This window comes from Dyella ginsengisoli LA-4, assembly GCF_000334915.1.
Lineage (GTDB): Bacteria > Pseudomonadota > Gammaproteobacteria > Xanthomonadales > Rhodanobacteraceae > Dyella_A > Dyella_A ginsengisoli_A.
Map to the genome: position 1 here is coordinate 194,681 of NZ_AMSF01000016.1, position 16,039 is coordinate 210,719.

At 66.2% G+C, this 16,039-nt stretch carries 15 protein-coding genes; 9 read left to right on the plus strand and 6 right to left on the minus strand.

Going from position 1 to position 16,039, the window contains the following annotated elements:
- Positions 1–196 precede the first annotated feature (196 nt).
- The 4 genes from cyoD to cyoA are packed head-to-tail and all read right to left on the minus strand — an operon-like array spanning position 197 to position 4,155.
- Positions 197–565: a cytochrome o ubiquinol oxidase subunit IV gene (gene cyoD / locus C693_RS0105155; RefSeq protein WP_017461181.1), complete on the minus strand. Its 369-nt coding sequence runs from the start codon at positions 563–565 to the stop codon at positions 197–199.
- Positions 565–1,197: a cytochrome o ubiquinol oxidase subunit III gene (gene cyoC / locus C693_RS0105160; RefSeq protein WP_026107199.1), complete on the minus strand. Its 633-nt coding sequence runs from the start codon at positions 1,195–1,197 to the stop codon at positions 565–567. The genes cyoD and cyoC overlap by 1 nt, the downstream gene beginning before the upstream one ends.
- A gap of 3 nt (positions 1,198–1,200) precedes the next feature.
- Complete coding sequence (gene cyoB, locus C693_RS0105165) at positions 1,201–3,222, minus strand: cytochrome o ubiquinol oxidase subunit I (RefSeq protein ID WP_017461183.1); 2,022 nt, start codon at positions 3,220–3,222, stop codon at positions 1,201–1,203.
- Between the two features lie 3 nt (positions 3,223–3,225).
- Positions 3,226–4,155 (minus strand): ubiquinol oxidase subunit II, encoded by a 930-nt coding sequence (cyoA, locus tag C693_RS0105170; RefSeq protein WP_083868234.1) that lies wholly within the window; start codon positions 4,153–4,155, stop codon positions 3,226–3,228.
- A 137-nt stretch (positions 4,156–4,292) separates the two neighbouring features.
- On the opposite strand from cyoA, the gene C693_RS0105175 reads away from it, so the two are divergent.
- The 4 genes from C693_RS0105175 (at position 4,293) to C693_RS0105190 (ending at position 9,434) form a co-directional block, all read left to right on the plus strand.
- Positions 4,293–6,101 carry an aminopeptidase P family protein gene (locus tag C693_RS0105175; protein ID WP_017461185.1) on the plus strand — a complete coding sequence of 603 codons (1,809 nt, stop codon included), beginning with the start codon at positions 4,293–4,295 and terminating at the stop codon, positions 6,099–6,101.
- A 120-nt stretch (positions 6,102–6,221) separates the two neighbouring features.
- Positions 6,222–8,111, plus strand: coding sequence for a DNA topoisomerase IV subunit B (gene parE, locus C693_RS0105180; protein WP_017461186.1), 1,890 nt, complete (start codon positions 6,222–6,224; stop codon positions 8,109–8,111).
- A gap of 95 nt (positions 8,112–8,206) precedes the next feature.
- A complete protein-coding gene (locus C693_RS0105185) occupies positions 8,207–8,803 on the plus strand; it encodes a fasciclin domain-containing protein (RefSeq protein ID WP_017461187.1) in 597 nt (198 codons plus the stop codon).
- 106 nt (positions 8,804–8,909) lie between these two features.
- Complete coding sequence (locus C693_RS0105190; protein ID WP_017461188.1) at positions 8,910–9,434, plus strand: 3-hydroxyanthranilate 3,4-dioxygenase; 525 nt, start codon at positions 8,910–8,912, stop codon at positions 9,432–9,434.
- A 4-nt stretch (positions 9,435–9,438) separates the two neighbouring features.
- Here the strand turns inward: C693_RS0105190 and C693_RS0105195 are convergent, their stop codons facing one another.
- Positions 9,439–9,960: an NUDIX hydrolase gene (locus tag C693_RS0105195; RefSeq protein ID WP_017461189.1), complete on the minus strand. Its 522-nt coding sequence runs from the start codon at positions 9,958–9,960 to the stop codon at positions 9,439–9,441.
- 210 nt (positions 9,961–10,170) lie between these two features.
- On the opposite strand from C693_RS0105195, the gene C693_RS0105200 reads away from it, so the two are divergent.
- A complete protein-coding gene (locus C693_RS0105200; protein ID WP_017461190.1) occupies positions 10,171–11,682 on the plus strand; it encodes an amino acid permease in 1,512 nt (503 codons plus the stop codon).
- A 79-nt stretch (positions 11,683–11,761) separates the two neighbouring features.
- Positions 11,762–13,201: an amino acid permease gene (locus C693_RS0105205; protein ID WP_017461191.1), complete on the plus strand. Its 1,440-nt coding sequence runs from the start codon at positions 11,762–11,764 to the stop codon at positions 13,199–13,201.
- A gap of 400 nt (positions 13,202–13,601) precedes the next feature.
- Here the strand turns inward: C693_RS0105205 and C693_RS0105210 are convergent, their stop codons facing one another.
- Entirely contained in the window at positions 13,602–13,931 is a 330-nt protein-coding gene (locus C693_RS0105210; protein ID WP_017461192.1) for a high-potential iron-sulfur protein, read from the minus strand.
- Between the two features lie 167 nt (positions 13,932–14,098).
- On the opposite strand from C693_RS0105210, the gene C693_RS0105215 reads away from it, so the two are divergent.
- From C693_RS0105215 to mtnC, 3 genes are read left to right on the plus strand one after another with little or no spacing between them, the layout of a single operon-like run.
- Positions 14,099–14,746: a methylthioribulose 1-phosphate dehydratase gene (locus C693_RS0105215; RefSeq protein ID WP_017461193.1), complete on the plus strand. Its 648-nt coding sequence runs from the start codon at positions 14,099–14,101 to the stop codon at positions 14,744–14,746.
- Complete coding sequence (locus tag C693_RS0105220; RefSeq protein WP_017461194.1) at positions 14,743–15,315, plus strand: 1,2-dihydroxy-3-keto-5-methylthiopentene dioxygenase; 573 nt, start codon at positions 14,743–14,745, stop codon at positions 15,313–15,315. The genes C693_RS0105215 and C693_RS0105220 overlap by 4 nt, the downstream gene beginning before the upstream one ends.
- 31 nt (positions 15,316–15,346) lie before the next feature.
- A complete protein-coding gene (mtnC, locus tag C693_RS0105225) occupies positions 15,347–16,033 on the plus strand; it encodes an acireductone synthase (RefSeq protein WP_017461195.1) in 687 nt (228 codons plus the stop codon).
- Positions 16,034–16,039: the final 6 nt, after the last annotated feature.

The window sequence follows — 16,039 nt, forward strand, 5'->3', positions numbered from 1 at the left end:
GCTGGCTGCGAGAGCCACAGGGGTACCAGCTGACTGTCCTGTTCAACTTTCCCGCCCCGGGAACGCCCAACCCGCCTCCCACCGACTCCTTTCCCGGAACGACCGGCACCCTGCCCTGACGTGACGAAGCCGGCACGGAGCCGGCTTCGTCGTCGATCATCCCGGGCCTGCCCGGGAGCGGATGCGCCGGGGCAGCCTACTCCGTCGGTACCTGCGGGAAGGTCGGATGCATCATGTTGGCATTCATGTTGTGCAGCACCCACAGCGAGCCGACTACCACGATCGCCAGGATCAGCATGGTGAACAGCATGATCGTCAGGTTGCCCCGCTTGCCGGGCGAGGTCCCCATGTGCAGGAAGAACACCAGCTGCACCAGCAACTGGGCCACGGCGAACAGCACGATGCCCGGCATCATCAGGTGATGCGGCACGACCCCGCTCATCACCGTGCCGAACGAGGCCAGCGTAAGCAGGACCGACAGGCCGAAGCCGACCACATACGACTTCAGGCTGCCGTGGGCATCCTCGTGCCCGTGGTCGTGGGAGACATGGTTGGAAGCGGCCATCAGATCGCCCCCCGCAGATAGACGAAGGTAAACACGCAGATCCACACGATATCGAGGAAGTGCCAGAACAGGCTCAGGCAGGACAGGCGACGACGGGTGTCGTCGTTGAGTCCGCGGCGACGGACCTGGTCCATCATCACCACCAGCCACAACAGGCCGGCGGTCACGTGCAGACCATGGGTGCCGACCAGGGTGAAATAGGCCGACAGGAATGCACTGCGGTCCGGGCCGGCGCCCTCGTGGATCAGGTGCGCGAACTCATGCACTTCCATGCCGATGAAGCCGGCGCCCAGCACGAACGTAGCCACCAGCCAAGCCATCACCCGCTGGCGACGGCCGGCATGCATGTTGAGCATCGCCAGGCCGAAGGTGAAGCTGGACACCAGCAGCAGGGCCGTTTCGCCCAGCACGTACGGCAGCTCGAACAGCTCCCTGCCGGTCGGACCGCCCGCGGTGGCGTTGGCCAGTACGGCAAAGGTGGCGAACAACGCCGAGAAGATCAGGCAATCGCTCATCAGGTAGATCCAGAACCCCAGCAGGGTCTTGGATCCGTCGTCGTGCCCGTGATCGTGGCCGTGGGCGGCCGGGATATGCATCCCGTCCGCCGTGGCGCTCATTGCAGCCTGCGACATGGATTACGCCGCCTTCTGCTCGTCGTCGGCCGGCAGCGCGACCTTGACCAGGCCCACCTTCTGCAGCGGAGCCAGACGCGCCCGCTCGATGCGCTCGACCTCGGCCGCCGGCACCCAGTAATCGATGTCGCGGTCGTAGACGCGGACCAGGAAGCTGCCGACCATGCCGGCCAGGCCCAGCGCGGCCATCCACCAGATGTGCCAGACCAGGGCGAAGCCAAGGACCACGCCGAACAGGCCCATGAACACGCCGACGCCGGTATTGCGGGGCATATGGATGTCTTCGTAACGATTCGGGCGCATATAGGCCACTCCGTCTTGTTTGTCGGTCCAGAACTGATCGAGCTGACGCACCTGCGGCAGCACGGCGAAGTTGTAGAAAGGCGCGGGCGAGCTGGTCGACCACTCGAGGGTCCGGCCGCCCCAGGGATCGCCACTGGGGTCACGCAGCGTCACGCGGTCGCGCACGCTCACGTACAGCTGCAGCACGGTGAAGAAGATGCCGAACAGGATGATCACCGCGCCGATCAGGGCGACGATCAGATAGGGCTGCCAGTCCGGGTTGGCGTAATGGTTCATGCGCCGGGTCATGCCCTTCAGGCCGAGGATGTACAGCGGCATGAAGGCCACGTAGAAACCCACCAGCCAGCACCAGAACGAGGCCTTGCCCCAGCGCTCGGCGAGCTTGAAACCGAACGCCTTCGGGAACCAGTAGTTCATCGCCGCCAGGCAGCCGAACACCACGCCACCGATGATCGTGTTGTGGAAGTGGGCGATCAGGAACAGGCTGTTGTGCAGCACGAAGTCCGCGCCCGGCACCGCCATCAGCACGCCGGTCACGCCGCCGATCACGAAGGTGACCATGAAGCCGATCGTCCACAGCACCGGCACGGTGAAGCGCACACGGCCGCGGTACATGGTGAACAGCCAGTTGAACAGCTTCACTCCGGTGGGCACCGAAATGATCATCGTCATGATGCCGAAGAAGGCATTGACGCTGGCGCCCGAGCCCATGGTGAAGAAGTGGTGCAGCCACACCAGGAACGACAGCACGCCGATCGCCGCGGTGGCGTACACCATCGACTTGTAGCCGAACAGCGGCTTGCCGGAGAACGTGGCGATGATCTCCGAGTACGCGCCGAAGCACGGCAGGATCAGGATGTAGACCTCCGGGTGGCCCCAGATCCAGATCAGGTTCACGTACATCATGGCGTTGCCGCCGGCGTCGTTCGTGAAAAAGTGCATGCCCAGGTAGCGGTCGGCGCCGAGCAGCGCCAGCGCCACGGTCAGCACCGGGAACGCCGCCACGATCAGGATGTTGGTGACCAGCGCGGTCCAGGTGAACACCGGCATCTTCATCAGGGTCATGCCCGGCGCGCGCATCTTGAGGATGGTCACGATGAAGTTGATGCCGGACAGCGTCGTACCGAGACCCGACAGCTGCAGCGACCAAATGTAGTAGTCCACACCGACGGTCGGGCTGTACTTGAGCTCCGACAGCGGCGGATAGGCCAGCCAGCCGGTCGCGGCGAAGTCGCCGATGAACAGCGAGGCCATGATCAGCACCACGCCGCCGGCGGTCAGCCAGAAGCTGAGCGAGTTCAGGAACGGATAGGCGACGTCGCGCGCACCGATCTGCAGCGGCACCACCAGGTTCATCAGGCCGGTGATGAACGGCATCGCCATGAAGAAGATCATGATGTCGCCGTGCGCGGTGAACACCTGGTCGAAGTGGTGCGGCGGCAGGTAGCCTGCCGCGTCCGCCGAGGCCATCGCCTGCTGGGTGCGCATCATGATCGCGTCGGCGAAGCCGCGCAGCAGCATCACCAGCGCCATGATGATGTACATGATGCCGATCTTCTTGTGGTCCACCGTGGTGAACCACTCGGACCACAGGTAGGCCCACTTGCGCTGGTAGGTGACGAAGCCCAGCAGGGCCGCACCGCCCAGCATCACCATGAGCAGGGTGCCCATGATGATGGGCTGGTCGAACGGGATCGCAGAGAGGGTGAGTTTTCCGAACATGCCTTACTCCGCAGCCTTGGCGTGCGTGTGATTCGAGGGAAGCGCCGCGACCTGGGCCTGCTTGCCGGCGCACTGGCCGCCGAGCGGCGTGTCGCCCATGTACTTGCCGATCACGCCGGCGAACAGGCCGGGCGAGACCTGGCCGTAATAGGCCACCGGGTTCTTTTCGCTCGGCTTGGCCAGCGCCTCGTACGTGGTGTTGTCTAGCGTCTTGGCCTGCGCCTTGACCTTGGCCACCCAGGCATCGAAGCCCTGCTGGCTGGTGGCGATCGCCTGGAAGTGCATGTCCGAGAAGCCCGCGCCGCTGTAATTGGACGACAGGCCCGCATAAGTGCCCGGCTCACGCGCGATCAGGTGCAGCTGGGTCTCCATCCCCGCCATGGCGTAGATCTGGCTGCCGAGCTGTGGAATGAAGAACGCGTTCATCACCGAATCGGAGGTGATGTGGAAGTTCACCGGCACGTCGGTCGGGAACGCGATCTCGTTGACCGTGGCGATGCCCTGGTCCGGGTAGATGAACAGCCACTTCCAATCCAGCGCCACCGCCTCGATGGTCACCGGCTTGGCCTTGGAGGCGAGCGGCTTGTAGGGATCGAGCGTGTGCGAGGTGTGCCAGGTGATCGCCGCGAGGATCGCGATGATCACCGCCGGCACCGACCACACCACCACCTCGATGGCAGTGGAGTGCGACCAGTTCGGCGCATAGCGCGCCTTCTTGTTGCCGGCGCGGTAGCGCCAGGCGAACACCAGGGTCATCACGATGACCGGCACGGCGACGATCGCCATCAGGCCAAGCGCAATGAGGATCAGGGACTTTTCCTGCGCGCCGATGTCGCCCTTGGGATTCAGCACCTCGGTGCTGCAGCCGGCGAGGAACAAAAACGCGCTCGCACCTGCATAACGCAGGCGGGGGATCACTGCTTTGAGTTTCACGGGACGGGGGTGTCTTGCGTACTTCGGGTGCGGCAAGGTTAATGGCCTCGACAGCCATTTCCGTACCCCTGAGACACAATGTCGCGCCGCAGCAAGATCTTGCTGGCACGCCCGGTGCGTGGGGGCTCGCTGCTACCATGGCGCGCATGTCCAAACCCTCTTCCGACAAGCTGTCCGCCCTGCGTCAGGCGATGCGTGCCAACGGCATCGCCGCCTGCCTCGTTCCCACCGCCGACCCCCATCTTTCCGAGTACCTGCCCGGACATTGGGCTGCCCGCGAATGGTTGTCCGGCTTCACCGGGTCGGCCGGCACGTTACTGGTCACCGGCGATCACGCCGGTCTTTGGACCGACTCGCGCTACTTCTCGCAGGCCGAGCAACAACTGGCGGGCAGCTCCATCACGCTGATGAAGCAGAAGGTGGCCCACGCCCCGGAACACCTGACCTGGCTGCAGCAGCACCTGCACCGGGGCGACGTGGTCGCCGTGGCGGGCGACAGCCTCTCCGTGGCGGGCCAGCGGCAGATCGCGCGCCTGCTCGACGAGGTCGGCGTTACCCTGCGCACCGACCTGGATCTCCCAGCCGCCATCTGGGCCGACCGCCCGGCCCTGCCCCGTGCCCAGGTGTTCGAGCATGCGCCGGATTGGGCCCACACCCCACGCAGCGACAAGCTCGGACGCGTGCGCACCGCGATGCGCAAACTAGGCGCCACGCATCACCTGGTGTCCAGCCTGGACGACATCGCCTGGCTGACCAACCTGCGCGGCAGCGACGTGGAGTGCAACCCGGTGTTTCTCGCCCACCTGCTGGTAGAGGCCGAAGGCCAAACAACCCTGTTCGTCGACCGCGGAAAGCTTAGTGACAAGCTGGTCGGCGCCCTTGCCCGCGACGGCATCGGCATCGCCGACTACGCCACCGTCACCGACACGCTGGGCGAACTGGGCGGCACCGACGTGCTGCTGCAGGATCCGGGCAAGGTGGTTTGCGCGGTCGCCGGCGCGGTTCCGGCAGCGGTGAAGCGGATCGAGGCAGCCAACCCCTCGACCGCCATGAAGGCCCGCAAGAGCGAGGCCGAACTGGAGCACATCCGCGACACCATGCGCCGTGACGGCGCTGCGCTGGTTCGCGCGTTCCGGCGCCTGGAAGAGCGCCTTGCCGCCGGCATGACGCAGACCGAACTGGACGTGGATGCACTGGTTCGCGAGGAGCGCGCCGCCCAGCCGAACTTCATCGGCGAAAGCTTCGCCACCATCGCCGGCTACCAGGCCAACGGCGCACTGCCGCACTACCGCGCCACGCCCGAGCACCACAGTGCACTGGCCCGCAAGGGCCTGCTGCTGGTGGATTCCGGCGGCCAGTATCTCGGCGGCACCACCGACATCACCCGTGTGCTGGCACTGGGCGAGACCACCGCCGAACAGCGCCGCGATGCCACCCTGGTGATGAAGGGCATGATCGCCCTGTCGCGGGCACGCTTCCCGAAAGGCGCCAACGGCCCGCAACTCGACGCGCTGGCTCGCGCCCCGCTGTGGGCCGCCGGCATGGACTACGGCCACGGCACCGGCCATGGCGTGGGCTACTTTCTCAACGTACACGAGGGGCCGCACGGCATCCGCCCGCCGGTGGCCGGCGGGGCGCTGGTCGCGCTCGAGCCGGGCATGATCACCTCGATCGAGCCCGGCCTGTACAAGCCGGCGCGCCACGGCATCCGCCACGAGAACCTGGCCGTGGTGGTCGAGGCCGAACAGACCGAATTCGGCGACTTCCTCGCGTTCGAGACACTGACCCTGTGTCCGTTCGACCGTCGCGCGCTGGAGCCGCATCTGCTCAACCCGGAGGAGCGCGCCTGGCTGGACGATTACCACGCCACAGTGCGTGCCGCACTCGCCCCGTTGCTGGACGACGCCGACCTGGCCTGGCTGGAACGCCACTGCGCACCACTGTAACCGGCTCGTCTCGGCAGGCGAGACGCCACGCCGCCATGCTCTGCCCTCCGCGACCGGCCGGCTTGACCCTGCCGACGCATCCACCCATGCTCCCGCGCCTCACCTGATCCGACACGACCCATGAGCAGCCGCTACAACGCCGCCGACATCGAAGTCCTCTCCGGCCTTGACCCGGTCAAGCGCCGCCCCGGCATGTACACCGACACCTCGCGTCCGAACCACCTGGCGCAGGAGGTGATCGACAACTCGGTGGACGAGGCCCTCGCCGGCCACGCGAAGAACATCGAGGTGGTGCTGCACGCCGACGGCTCGGTCGAGGTCACCGACGACGGCCGCGGCATGCCGGTGGACATCCATCCGGAAGAAGGCGTGCCGGGCGTCGAGCTGATCCTCACCCGCCTCCACGCGGGCGGCAAGTTCAGCGGCAAGAACTACAACTTCTCCGGCGGCCTGCACGGCGTGGGCGTGTCGGTGGTGAACGCGCTGTCGCAGCGCGTGGAAGTGACCATCCGTCGCGACGGCAACGAATACCGCATGGCGTTCGAGCACGGCGACCGGGTCAGCGAACTGGAAGTCATCGGCTCGGTACCGAAGAAGAAGACCGGCACCACCGTGCACTTCTGGGCCGACCCGAAATACTTCGACTCGCCGAAGATCTCGGTCTCCAAACTGAAGCACCTGCTGCGCGCCAAGGCCGTGCTGTGCGCCGGTCTCAACGTCACGCTCGTCGACGAGGCCAGCGGCGAGACCACCCAGTGGCACTACGAGGACGGCCTGCGCGACTACCTGCGTGGCGAGCTGGAAGGCGCCGAGGCGCTGCCGGCCGAGCTGTTCGTGCACCACGTGGCGCGCGACACCGAAGGCCTGGACGTCGCTCTCACCTGGCTGCCCGAGGGCGAGCTGGTGCAGGAAAGCTACGTCAACCTGATTCCGACCGCGCAGGGCGGCACCCACGTCAACGGCCTGCGCACCGGCCTGACCAACGCCATCCGCGAGTTCTGCGACATCCGCAACCTGCTGCCGCGCGGTGTGAAGCTGGCGCCGGAAGACGTGTGGGAGCGGCTGTCGTTCGTGCTGAGCGCCAAGCTGCTCGACCCGCAGTTCGCCGGCCAGACCAAGGAGCGCCTGTCCTCGCGCCAGGCCGCCGCGCTGGTCGAGAACGTGATCCATGACGCCTTCAGCCTGTGGCTGAACCAGCATGTGGATCTGGGCGAGAAAATCGCCCAGCTCGCCATCGAGCGCGCCAGCGCGCGCCTGAAGGCGGCCAAGCAGGTGGTGCGCAAGAAGATCACCCAGGGTCCCGCCCTGCCCGGCAAGCTCGCCGACTGCACCGCCACCGACCTGAGCCGCACCGAGTTGTTCCTGGTCGAGGGCGACTCGGCCGGCGGCTCGGCCAAGCAGGCGCGCGACAAGGAGTTCCAGGCGATCCTGCCGCTGCGCGGCAAGATCCTGAACACCTGGGAAGTGGAATCCACCTCGGTGCTCGCCTCCGAGGAAGTGCACAACCTGGCCGTGGCGATCGGCTGCGATCCCGGCAAGGACGACCTCTCCGGCCTGCGCTACGGCAAGGTGGTGATCCTCGCCGATGCGGACTCCGACGGCCTGCACATCGCCACGCTGCTGTCGGCGCTGTTCCTCCGGCACTTTCCGGCGCTGGTGCGCGAGGGCCACGTGTTCGTGGCGATGCCGCCGCTGTTCCGCGTCGACGTCGGCAAGCAGGTGTTCTACTGCCTGGACGAGGGCGAGAAGCAGGCGATGCTCGACCGCATCGAGCGCGAGAAGATGAAGGGCCAGGTCTCGGTCACCCGCTTCAAGGGCCTGGGCGAGATGAACCCGGCGCAGCTGCGCGAGTCGACCATCCACCCGGATACCCGCCGACTGGTGCAGCTCACCGTCGAGGACGGCGACGCCACCGCCCAGGTGATGGACCTGCTGCTGGGCAAGAAGCGCGCGGGCGACCGCAAGTCCTGGCTGGAAGAAAAAGGCGATCTCGCCACCCTCGAAGTCTGAGCGGTCGCGGCCGGCTGCATCTTTCCCCGCGCGAGGGGCGTAAGAGAGGTGGCTCCCATCCTGGAGCCCCCTCACTCCCACCCGGAGAAACGCCCATGACGCTCGTCCCCCGCAGCCGTGCTCTCTCCACCGCACTCGCGCTGGCTGTCGCCAGCCTCTGCGCCATGCCCGCCTTCGCCGCCCCTGGCGACATGTCCGGCATGCACCATGAAAAGACCGTCCAGGTCGGCGGCGCGCCGATGTACCCCTCGAAGAACATCATCGAGAACGCGGTGAACTCGAAGGATCACACCACGCTGGTCGCCGCGGTCAAGGCCGCCGGCCTGGTCGACACTCTGTCCGGACCCGGCCCGTTCACTGTCTTCGCGCCCACCAACGAGGCGTTCGCCGCACTGCCGGCCGGCACCGTGGACAACCTGCTGAAGCCGGAGAACAAGGCCACGCTGACCAAGGTGCTCACCTACCACGTGGTTCCCGGCAAGGTCACGTCGGCCGACCTGCTCGCACTGATCAGGAAGGACGGTGGCAAGGCCACCGTGAAGACGGTCGAAGGCGACTCGCTGACCTTCAGCAAGGACGCCAGGGGCGTGGCGATCACCGACGACAAGGGCCATACCGGCCACGTCACGATCGCCGACGTGAACCAGTCCAACGGCGTGATCCATGTGATCGACACGGTGATGCTGCCGTAAGCTGCGGCGACCTCGACCGGCGACACCGGAGTGCCCCGTCCTGCGGGGCATTCCTTTGCCGGAGCGGCGGCGATAAGGTGACGCCCCTTCCGCCCGGAATCCGCGCATGTCCCTGTTGCCACCGATCAACCTGCAGCGCTGGATCGACGAGCACCGCCACCTGCTCCGCCCACCGGTGGGCAACAAGTGCATCGTCGACGGCGACTTCATCGTGATGATCGTCGGCGGGCCGAATGCGCGCACCGACTATCACTATGACGAAGGCCCGGAATTCTTCTACCAGCTCGAGGGCGAGATGGTGCTGAAGGTGCAGGATGCCGACGGCCCGCGCGACATCCCGATCCGCGCCGGCGAGCTGTTCTACCTGCCCCCGCGCGTGCCGCACTCGCCGCAGCGGTTTGCCGATTCGGTGGGACTGGTGATCGAACGCAAACGCGTCGCCGGCGAGCGCGACGGGCTGATGTGGTTCTGCCCCAACTGCAATCACAAGCTGTTCGAGGAGTACTTCGTCCTCGAGAGCATCGAACGCGACCTGCCGCCGGTATTCGACCGCTTCTACCGGTCGCTCGAAGCGCGCACCTGCTCGCGCTGCGGCACGGTACACCCGGCACCCACCACCGACGCGGACTGAGCGCTCAGTCCGACGCCACCCGCTGCCACCATCGCCGGGCCATCCGCCGCAGCGAGACATCGGTGCCGGGATCGTCCAGCAGGTCGGCGATGGGCCGCCAGGCCAGCGCCAGCGATTCCGCGCTCACCACGAAGTCCTCGCTGCCGGTGGCACGGACGACGTAGCGCACGTCGTAGTGCCAGTGTCCCGGCTCCTCGCCCCGCGTCGGGATCCAGTGCCGGTCGAGGTCGAAGATCGCCGGCTCCACCACCAGGTCGCCCAGCCCCGACTCCTCGCTGGCCTCTCGCAGTGCAACACGTGCGAGGTCGCGATCGCCATCGGCGTGCCCGCCCAGCTGCAGCCAGCGACCGAGCTTGCGGTGGTGGGTCAGCAGCACGCGTCCACCGTCGCCACTGACCAGCCACGCCGAGCCGGTGAAGTGCCCCGGGGCATGTTCGCGCCGGAACACCTCCGGTGACGAGTCGAGGAATGCGAGGAACGTGGCAGGCGACGCGGCCTCGTCCGGCGAGTGCTGGAATCGCTGCAATGCAGCGCGAAAAGAGGCGATCGAGGTGTCCAGAAAGCAGCTCCATCCGGGGATTGCGGGCCGGTGATTGTATGGCCCGTCCATGGGTCCGTCGGCGCTTGTGGCCCCCATCGGGGTCGGCTAAGGTTGCCCGTCACCTCTGACTACCGAGGCACCAGCCCTCGCTCTGGCGCCATGGGGATGGCGTTTGTTTCCACGGGGAATCACTACATGCTTTTCCAGCGCGTCAAACCGCTCGACCAGATCCTTGCCACCGCCGAGAAGAAGAGCCTGAAACGGCAGCTCGGCGCACTCCAGCTCACCCTGATGGGCGTCGGCGCCATCATCGGAACCGGTATTTTCGTGCTCACCGCCGAAGCGGGCCAGAAGGCCGGCCCGGGCATGATGGTCGCGTTCGTGATCGCCGCGGTGGTCTGCGCGCTGGCCGCCCTGGCCTATGCGGAACTCGCCTCGATGATCCCGGTCGCCGGCTCCGCCTACACCTACACCTACGGCGTCATGGGCGAACCGATCGCCTGGATCGTCGGCTGGGCCCTGGTGCTGGAGTACGCGATCGCCGCGGGCACCGTGGCGGTCGGCTGGTCCGGCTACATGAACGGCCTGCTGATGCATACCGATCTGTTCGGACTGGTGCAGCCGGGCGCGCTCGCACTGCCCGAAGCGCTGCGCGTGGGTCCGTACGAGGGCGGCGCCTTCAACCTGCTGGCCTTCGGCATCTCGCTGGTGATCGCGCTGCTGCTGCTCGTGGGCACCTCCAAGTCGGCCAAGGTCAACGCCATCCTGGTCGCGATCAAGATCGTCGCGCTCACCGCCTTCATCGTGATCGCCGTCCCCGCCGCCAAGAGCCCGAACTTCCATCCGTTCACGCCGAACGGCTGGGGATCGCCGCTGGGAGGCATCGGCGTGCTTGGCGCAGCGGCGTCGATCTTCTTCGCCTACGTCGGTTTCGATGCCGTCTCGACCGCCGCCGAGGAAACCAAGAACCCGAACCGCAACATCCCGATCGGCCTGATCGGCTCGCTGGCGATCTGTACCGTCTTCTACCTGCTGGTCGGCTACGGCGCGGTGGGTTCGGTCGGCTCGCAGCCGATGCTCGGTGCGGACGGCCAGGCGCTGCAGCCGGGCACGCTGGCGATGGCCGCGGCCTGCGAGGGCTCGAACGCGCTGGTCTGCAGCAAGGAGCCGCTGGCTCACGTGCTGCGCATGCTGGGCTTTCCCTCCATCGGCAACCTGGTGGGCCTCGCTGCCGTGCTGGCGCTGCCCTCGGTCATCCTGGTGATGATCTTCGGCCAGACCCGCATCTTCTTCACCATGTCACGTGACGGCCTGCTGCCGGGGAGCCTGTCCAAGCTCCACCCCCGGTTCAATACCCCGCACGTGCTGACCATGATCACCGGCGTGGCCGTCTCGCTGTTCGCCGCGCTGTTCCCGGTCGGCAAGCTGGCGGCGATCACCAACTCCGGCACGCTGTTCGCCTTCATCATGGTGTCGATCGGCGTGATGGTGCTGCGCGTCCGCGATCCGCTGCGCCCGCGTCCGTTCCGCACTCCGATGGTCTGGGTGATCTGCCCGCTCGCGGTGGCCGGCTGCCTGATGCTGTTCCTCAACCTGGGCGTGTGGACGCTGGAGCTTTTCTTCGGCTGGGCCGTGATCGGCATTGCGGTGTACCTCCTGTACGGCCGCAAGCGAAGCCATCTCGCCAATGGCACCGAGGCCGACTGAGGCCGCCCCACGCGCCGGTCATTGAACAAAGCCAGGACGGCACGGTGAAAGCCGTGCCGTCGCCTTTTACGGAAGACCCATGCTCAAGCAACTGCTCGCCCGCAAGACCGACTTCAGCGACATCACCGACGACAGCCACGGCCCCGGCCTGCGCCGCACGCTCGGTCCGTGGGGCATCACCGCGCTGGGCATCGGCGCGGTCATCGGTACCGGCATCTTCGTGGTCACCGGCACGGCTGCGGCCGAGCACGCCGGGCCGGCGGTACTCATCTCCTTCATCCTCGCGGCGATCTGCAGCGGCTTCAGTGCACTGTGCTACGCCGAGTTCGCTACCCTGATCCCGGTCTCGGGAAGTTCCTACTCCTACGCCTATGCAACGCTGGGAGAGCTGGTCGCCTGGTTCATCGGCTGGAACATGGTGCTGGAATACGGCATCTCGGCTTCGGCCGTGGCGGCCAGTTGGACCGGCTACTTCACCAGCCTGCTCGACCACATCGGCATCCATCTCCCCGCCGCACTCACCGAGGCACCGCTGGCCTACACCAGTGGCCACCTGGTCGCGACCGGCCACCTGTTCAACCTGCCGGCCGTGGCCATCGTGCTTGCGCTGACCTGGCTGTGCTACGTGGGCATCAAGGAATCCTCGGGCCTGAACACCCTGATGGTGCTGCTCAAGGTCGGCCTGATCGTGATGATCATCATCGCCGGCGCCCGCTACGTGAACACCGACAACTGGCACCCGTTCATCCCCGAGCAGAAGGGCGACGGCGAGTTCGGCTGGTCCGGCATCTTCCGCGGCGCGGCCATGGTGTTCTTCGCGTATATCGGCTTCGAGGCCACCTCGACCGCCGCGCAGGAATGCAGGAATCCGCAACGCGACCTGCCGTTCGGGATCATCCTCTCGCTGGTGCTGTGCACGGTGCTCTACCTGGGCATGGCCGCGGTGATGACCGGACTGGTGCCCTACACGCTACTCAATACGGTCGACCCGGTGGTCACGGCACTGCGCGGCCACGCGGAACTGGGCTGGCTGCGTACCTGGGTCGAGGTCGGCGCGCTGATCGGCCTGTCCTCGGTGATCCTCGTGATGATCATCGCCCAGCCGCGCATCTTCATGATCATGGCCCGTGACGGCCTGCTGCCGAAGGTGTTCGCCAAGGTGCACCCGAAGCACCGCACGCCGCACATCAACACGCTGATCACCGGCTTCGGCATCGCAGCACTGGCCGCCATCTTTCCGCTGGACCTGCTGGCCGACCTTACCTCGATGGGTACGCTGATCGCCTTCACGGCCGTCTGCGCCGGCGTCCTCATCCTGCGCTACACCGCTCCGGAAATGCCGCGCACATTCCGCGTGCCTTTCGCTCCGGCCATCTGCATCGCCGGCGTGCTCAGCTGCCTCGGCCTGCTGTACACCATGAACTGGTTCAACTGGGCCCTGATGGGGGTGTGGACCCTGATCGGGCTGCTGATCTACTTCGGCTATGGACTGCGGCACAGCCGACTCCATCAAGCCTAAGTACCTCGAAAAGCGCTCAACTCCAATGAAAATGGCGAATTATGAGATTAAGTTCGCCAAACAGGTCGCCGATTGGCGTTTTTGATGTCACGGACACGTGAGATCGAGAAAGTGGCGACAAACCATTGATTTCAAATCACTTGCTTGGCAAAACTGTCCGTTGTGCATGGTTCGCACTCCCCAGGACACCGGAGTATCATCCGGGGTCCGCGGGTTGATCACTTGGCAGTGGGCCCCGGATCGCCACCCGGCGCGTCAGCCAGGGTCAGCTCCTCAAGCTGGCGCGCCGGGCGGCACTTTCAGAGGCAACCTGCTGCGCGATGCGCACTTGCTCGATACATGAAAAAGGCCGGCGAATTCGCCGGCCTTCTTTTTTGCCCTGACGGCAGCTGGTTGCCGTTTACGCCTTGGCGGCGTGCGACACGCACCAGCCCTTCGCACTGACGGCCTTGCCCGGGAACAACTGGCAGGGACCGAACCCGGTCGGGCCACCGCTGTAGAACTGGCAGTTCGCGCAGTTGGCGCCCGCCTTGTGCTTCGGGTCCTTGGTGGTGCTGGCATCTTCCACGTAACCGAGCGCCTTGGCGGTCGGATCGGACTCCGACACGTGGGGCAGGTCCGCGGCGCGTGCGACACGCGGCAGCGTGCCGATGACGGCCGCGGCAGCGGCGGTGCCGGCAGCGATCTTGAGGAACCGGCGACGCGACTCGATGCTTTCTTCTTTGGACATTGGTAAACCTCCGTCGTGGATGTTGTTGCTGCCGCGGCAGCGTTCAGCGGTTTGATGCTACGCCGATCCGCGCAATCTTTCCTGACTTGCGAGAATGGCTCTTATTCGCCGGCGGGCCGACCTCCCCGCATGGTATCCTGACCGCCTGTTTGGACGTCCAAATCACCATGCCGCAGACCTTTCCCCCCGGTGTTTCCTCCGAAACCTTCTTCGCATGTGCCGACGCCGTCGCCGTCGCCGCGAAGGAGCTCGCGGCGCTGGGCTGGACGCCCGCCACCAGCAGCAATTTCTCGATGCGGGTGGACGATGCCCATGCGGCCATCACGATCTCCGGCCGCGACAAGGGCCGGCTGGGCCGCGATGACATCATGCTGATCGACCTCGATGGCCAGGCCGTCGGGACCGACGCGCGTCCCAGCGCCGAAACGGCCCTGCACACGCAGGTGTACCGGCGCTGGCCGGACATGCGGGTGGTACTACACACCCATTCGCGCACCCAGAGCGTGGCTTCGCGTCTATTTGCCGCACAGGGCGCCGTCCGTCTGGAGGGATGGGAGCTGCAGAAGGCGATCACCGGCTTCCACACCCACGAAAGCGTGCTGGAGATCCCGGTGTTCCCGAACACCCAGGACATGGCCGAACTGGTGGAGCGCGTCGATGCCTGGCTGGGCTCGGGCAAGCCACTGCACGCCTACCTGATCGACGGCCACGGCATCTACACCTGGGGGCGCGACATGGCCGAGACGCGCCGCCACCTCGAAGCCCTGGAATTCCTGCTGGCGTGCGAACTCGACCTGAGGAGGCTTTCCGCATGAGCCGCTTGCGCATCTACGACGACCAGATCCCGGGCACGCCGCTCGCGGAATTCCACGACCACTCCGCCATCGAGCACGAACTTCGCCAGGCCGGTGTCCGCTTCGAGCGCTGGGAGGCGAATGAGCCCATCTGGCCCGGCGCCAGCCAGGAGCAGGTCATCGCCGCCTATCGTGGCGACATCGATCGCCTGATGGAGGACGAGGGTTATCAGGCCGTGGATGTCATCAGCCTGAAGCCGGACCATCCGGACCGCGCCACGCTGCGCCAGAAGTTCCTCGACGAGCACACCCACAGCGAGGACGAGGTGCGCTTTTTCGTGGCTGGTGCCGGTCAGTTCACCCTGCACATCGCCGGCAAGGTCTATGAGGTGCTGTGCGAACAGGGCGACCTGATCGGCGTGCCCGACGGCACCCGCCACTGGTTCGACATGAGCGAGTCCCCCTATTTCGTGGCGATCCGCCTGTTCACCAACAAGGACGGCTGGGTCGCCCATTTCACCGGGACCGACATCGCCGGCCGGTTCCCGCGCATGGCACCCCATCCGAGCGCCGCTGCGCTCGCCTCCTGACTCGCCCCCCCACTCCACGGAAGACCACTCGATGATCGAAATCCGCGCCATCGTCACCGACATCGAAGGCACCACCAGCTCGATCCACTTCGTCAAGGACGTGCTGTTTCCCTATACGCGCAAGCGCCTGCCGGCCTTCGTGGAAACGCATGGCGACCGCCCCGAGGTGCAGCACTGGCTGCATGAGGCCGCCAAGGAGGCTGGCTTCATCGAAGCCAGCCGCCAGGAAGTCATCGAGTTGCTGCTGCGCTGGATCGACGAGGACCGCAAGTCCACGGCATTGAAGGCGCTGCAGGGCATGATCTGGCAGGAAGGCTACGAGGCTGGCGACTACCGCGCCCATGTCTACCCCGAGGTGCCGGCACGCCTGCGTGCATGGCGTGCGCAGGGACTGAAACTCTACGTGTATTCCTCCGGCTCGGTACCCGCTCAGAAGCTGTTCTTCGGCTACAGCGAAGCCGGCGATCTCACGCCGCTGTTCGCCGGCTACTTCGATACCGAGACGGGACCCAAGCGCGAGCAGGCCTCGTACGAAGCAATCGCCGAGGCCATCGGCGAACAGCCTGCGCACCTGCTGTTCCTGTCCGACATCGAGCAGGAACTCGACGCCGCGCGGGCCGCGGGTTTCCAGACCGGCTGGCTGGCGCGCGATGCCGCGACACTGCCCGCAGCAAGCCCCCACCCCGCCTACCGGGATTTCGACGCCATCGCGGTCTGAACCCGG

Excerpts from the sequence above, each read along its gene's own strand:
- cyoB (WP_017461183.1), bottom strand. The coding sequence starts at position 3,222 with ATGTTCGGAAAACTCACCCTCTCTGCGATCCCGTTCGACCAGCCCATC.
- C693_RS0105190 (WP_017461188.1), top strand. The coding sequence starts at position 8,910 with ATGTCCCTGTTGCCACCGATCAACCTGCAGCGCTGGATCGACGAGCAC.
- cyoD (WP_017461181.1), bottom strand. The coding sequence starts at position 565 with ATGGCCGCTTCCAACCATGTCTCCCACGACCACGGGCACGAGGATGCC.
- parE (WP_017461186.1), top strand. The coding sequence starts at position 6,222 with ATGAGCAGCCGCTACAACGCCGCCGACATCGAAGTCCTCTCCGGCCTT.
- C693_RS0105215 (WP_017461193.1), top strand. The coding sequence starts at position 14,099 with ATGCCGCAGACCTTTCCCCCCGGTGTTTCCTCCGAAACCTTCTTCGCA.
- mtnC (WP_017461195.1), top strand. The coding sequence starts at position 15,347 with ATGATCGAAATCCGCGCCATCGTCACCGACATCGAAGGCACCACCAGC.
- C693_RS0105205 (WP_017461191.1), top strand. The coding sequence starts at position 11,762 with ATGCTCAAGCAACTGCTCGCCCGCAAGACCGACTTCAGCGACATCACC.
- C693_RS0105185 (WP_017461187.1), top strand. The coding sequence starts at position 8,207 with ATGACGCTCGTCCCCCGCAGCCGTGCTCTCTCCACCGCACTCGCGCTG.
- C693_RS0105210 (WP_017461192.1), bottom strand. The coding sequence starts at position 13,931 with ATGTCCAAAGAAGAAAGCATCGAGTCGCGTCGCCGGTTCCTCAAGATC.
- C693_RS0105200 (WP_017461190.1), top strand. The coding sequence starts at position 10,171 with ATGCTTTTCCAGCGCGTCAAACCGCTCGACCAGATCCTTGCCACCGCC.
- C693_RS0105220 (WP_017461194.1), top strand. The coding sequence starts at position 14,743 with ATGAGCCGCTTGCGCATCTACGACGACCAGATCCCGGGCACGCCGCTC.
- C693_RS0105175 (WP_017461185.1), top strand. The coding sequence starts at position 4,293 with ATGGCGCGCATGTCCAAACCCTCTTCCGACAAGCTGTCCGCCCTGCGT.
- cyoC (WP_026107199.1), bottom strand. The coding sequence starts at position 1,197 with ATGTCGCAGGCTGCAATGAGCGCCACGGCGGACGGGATGCATATCCCG.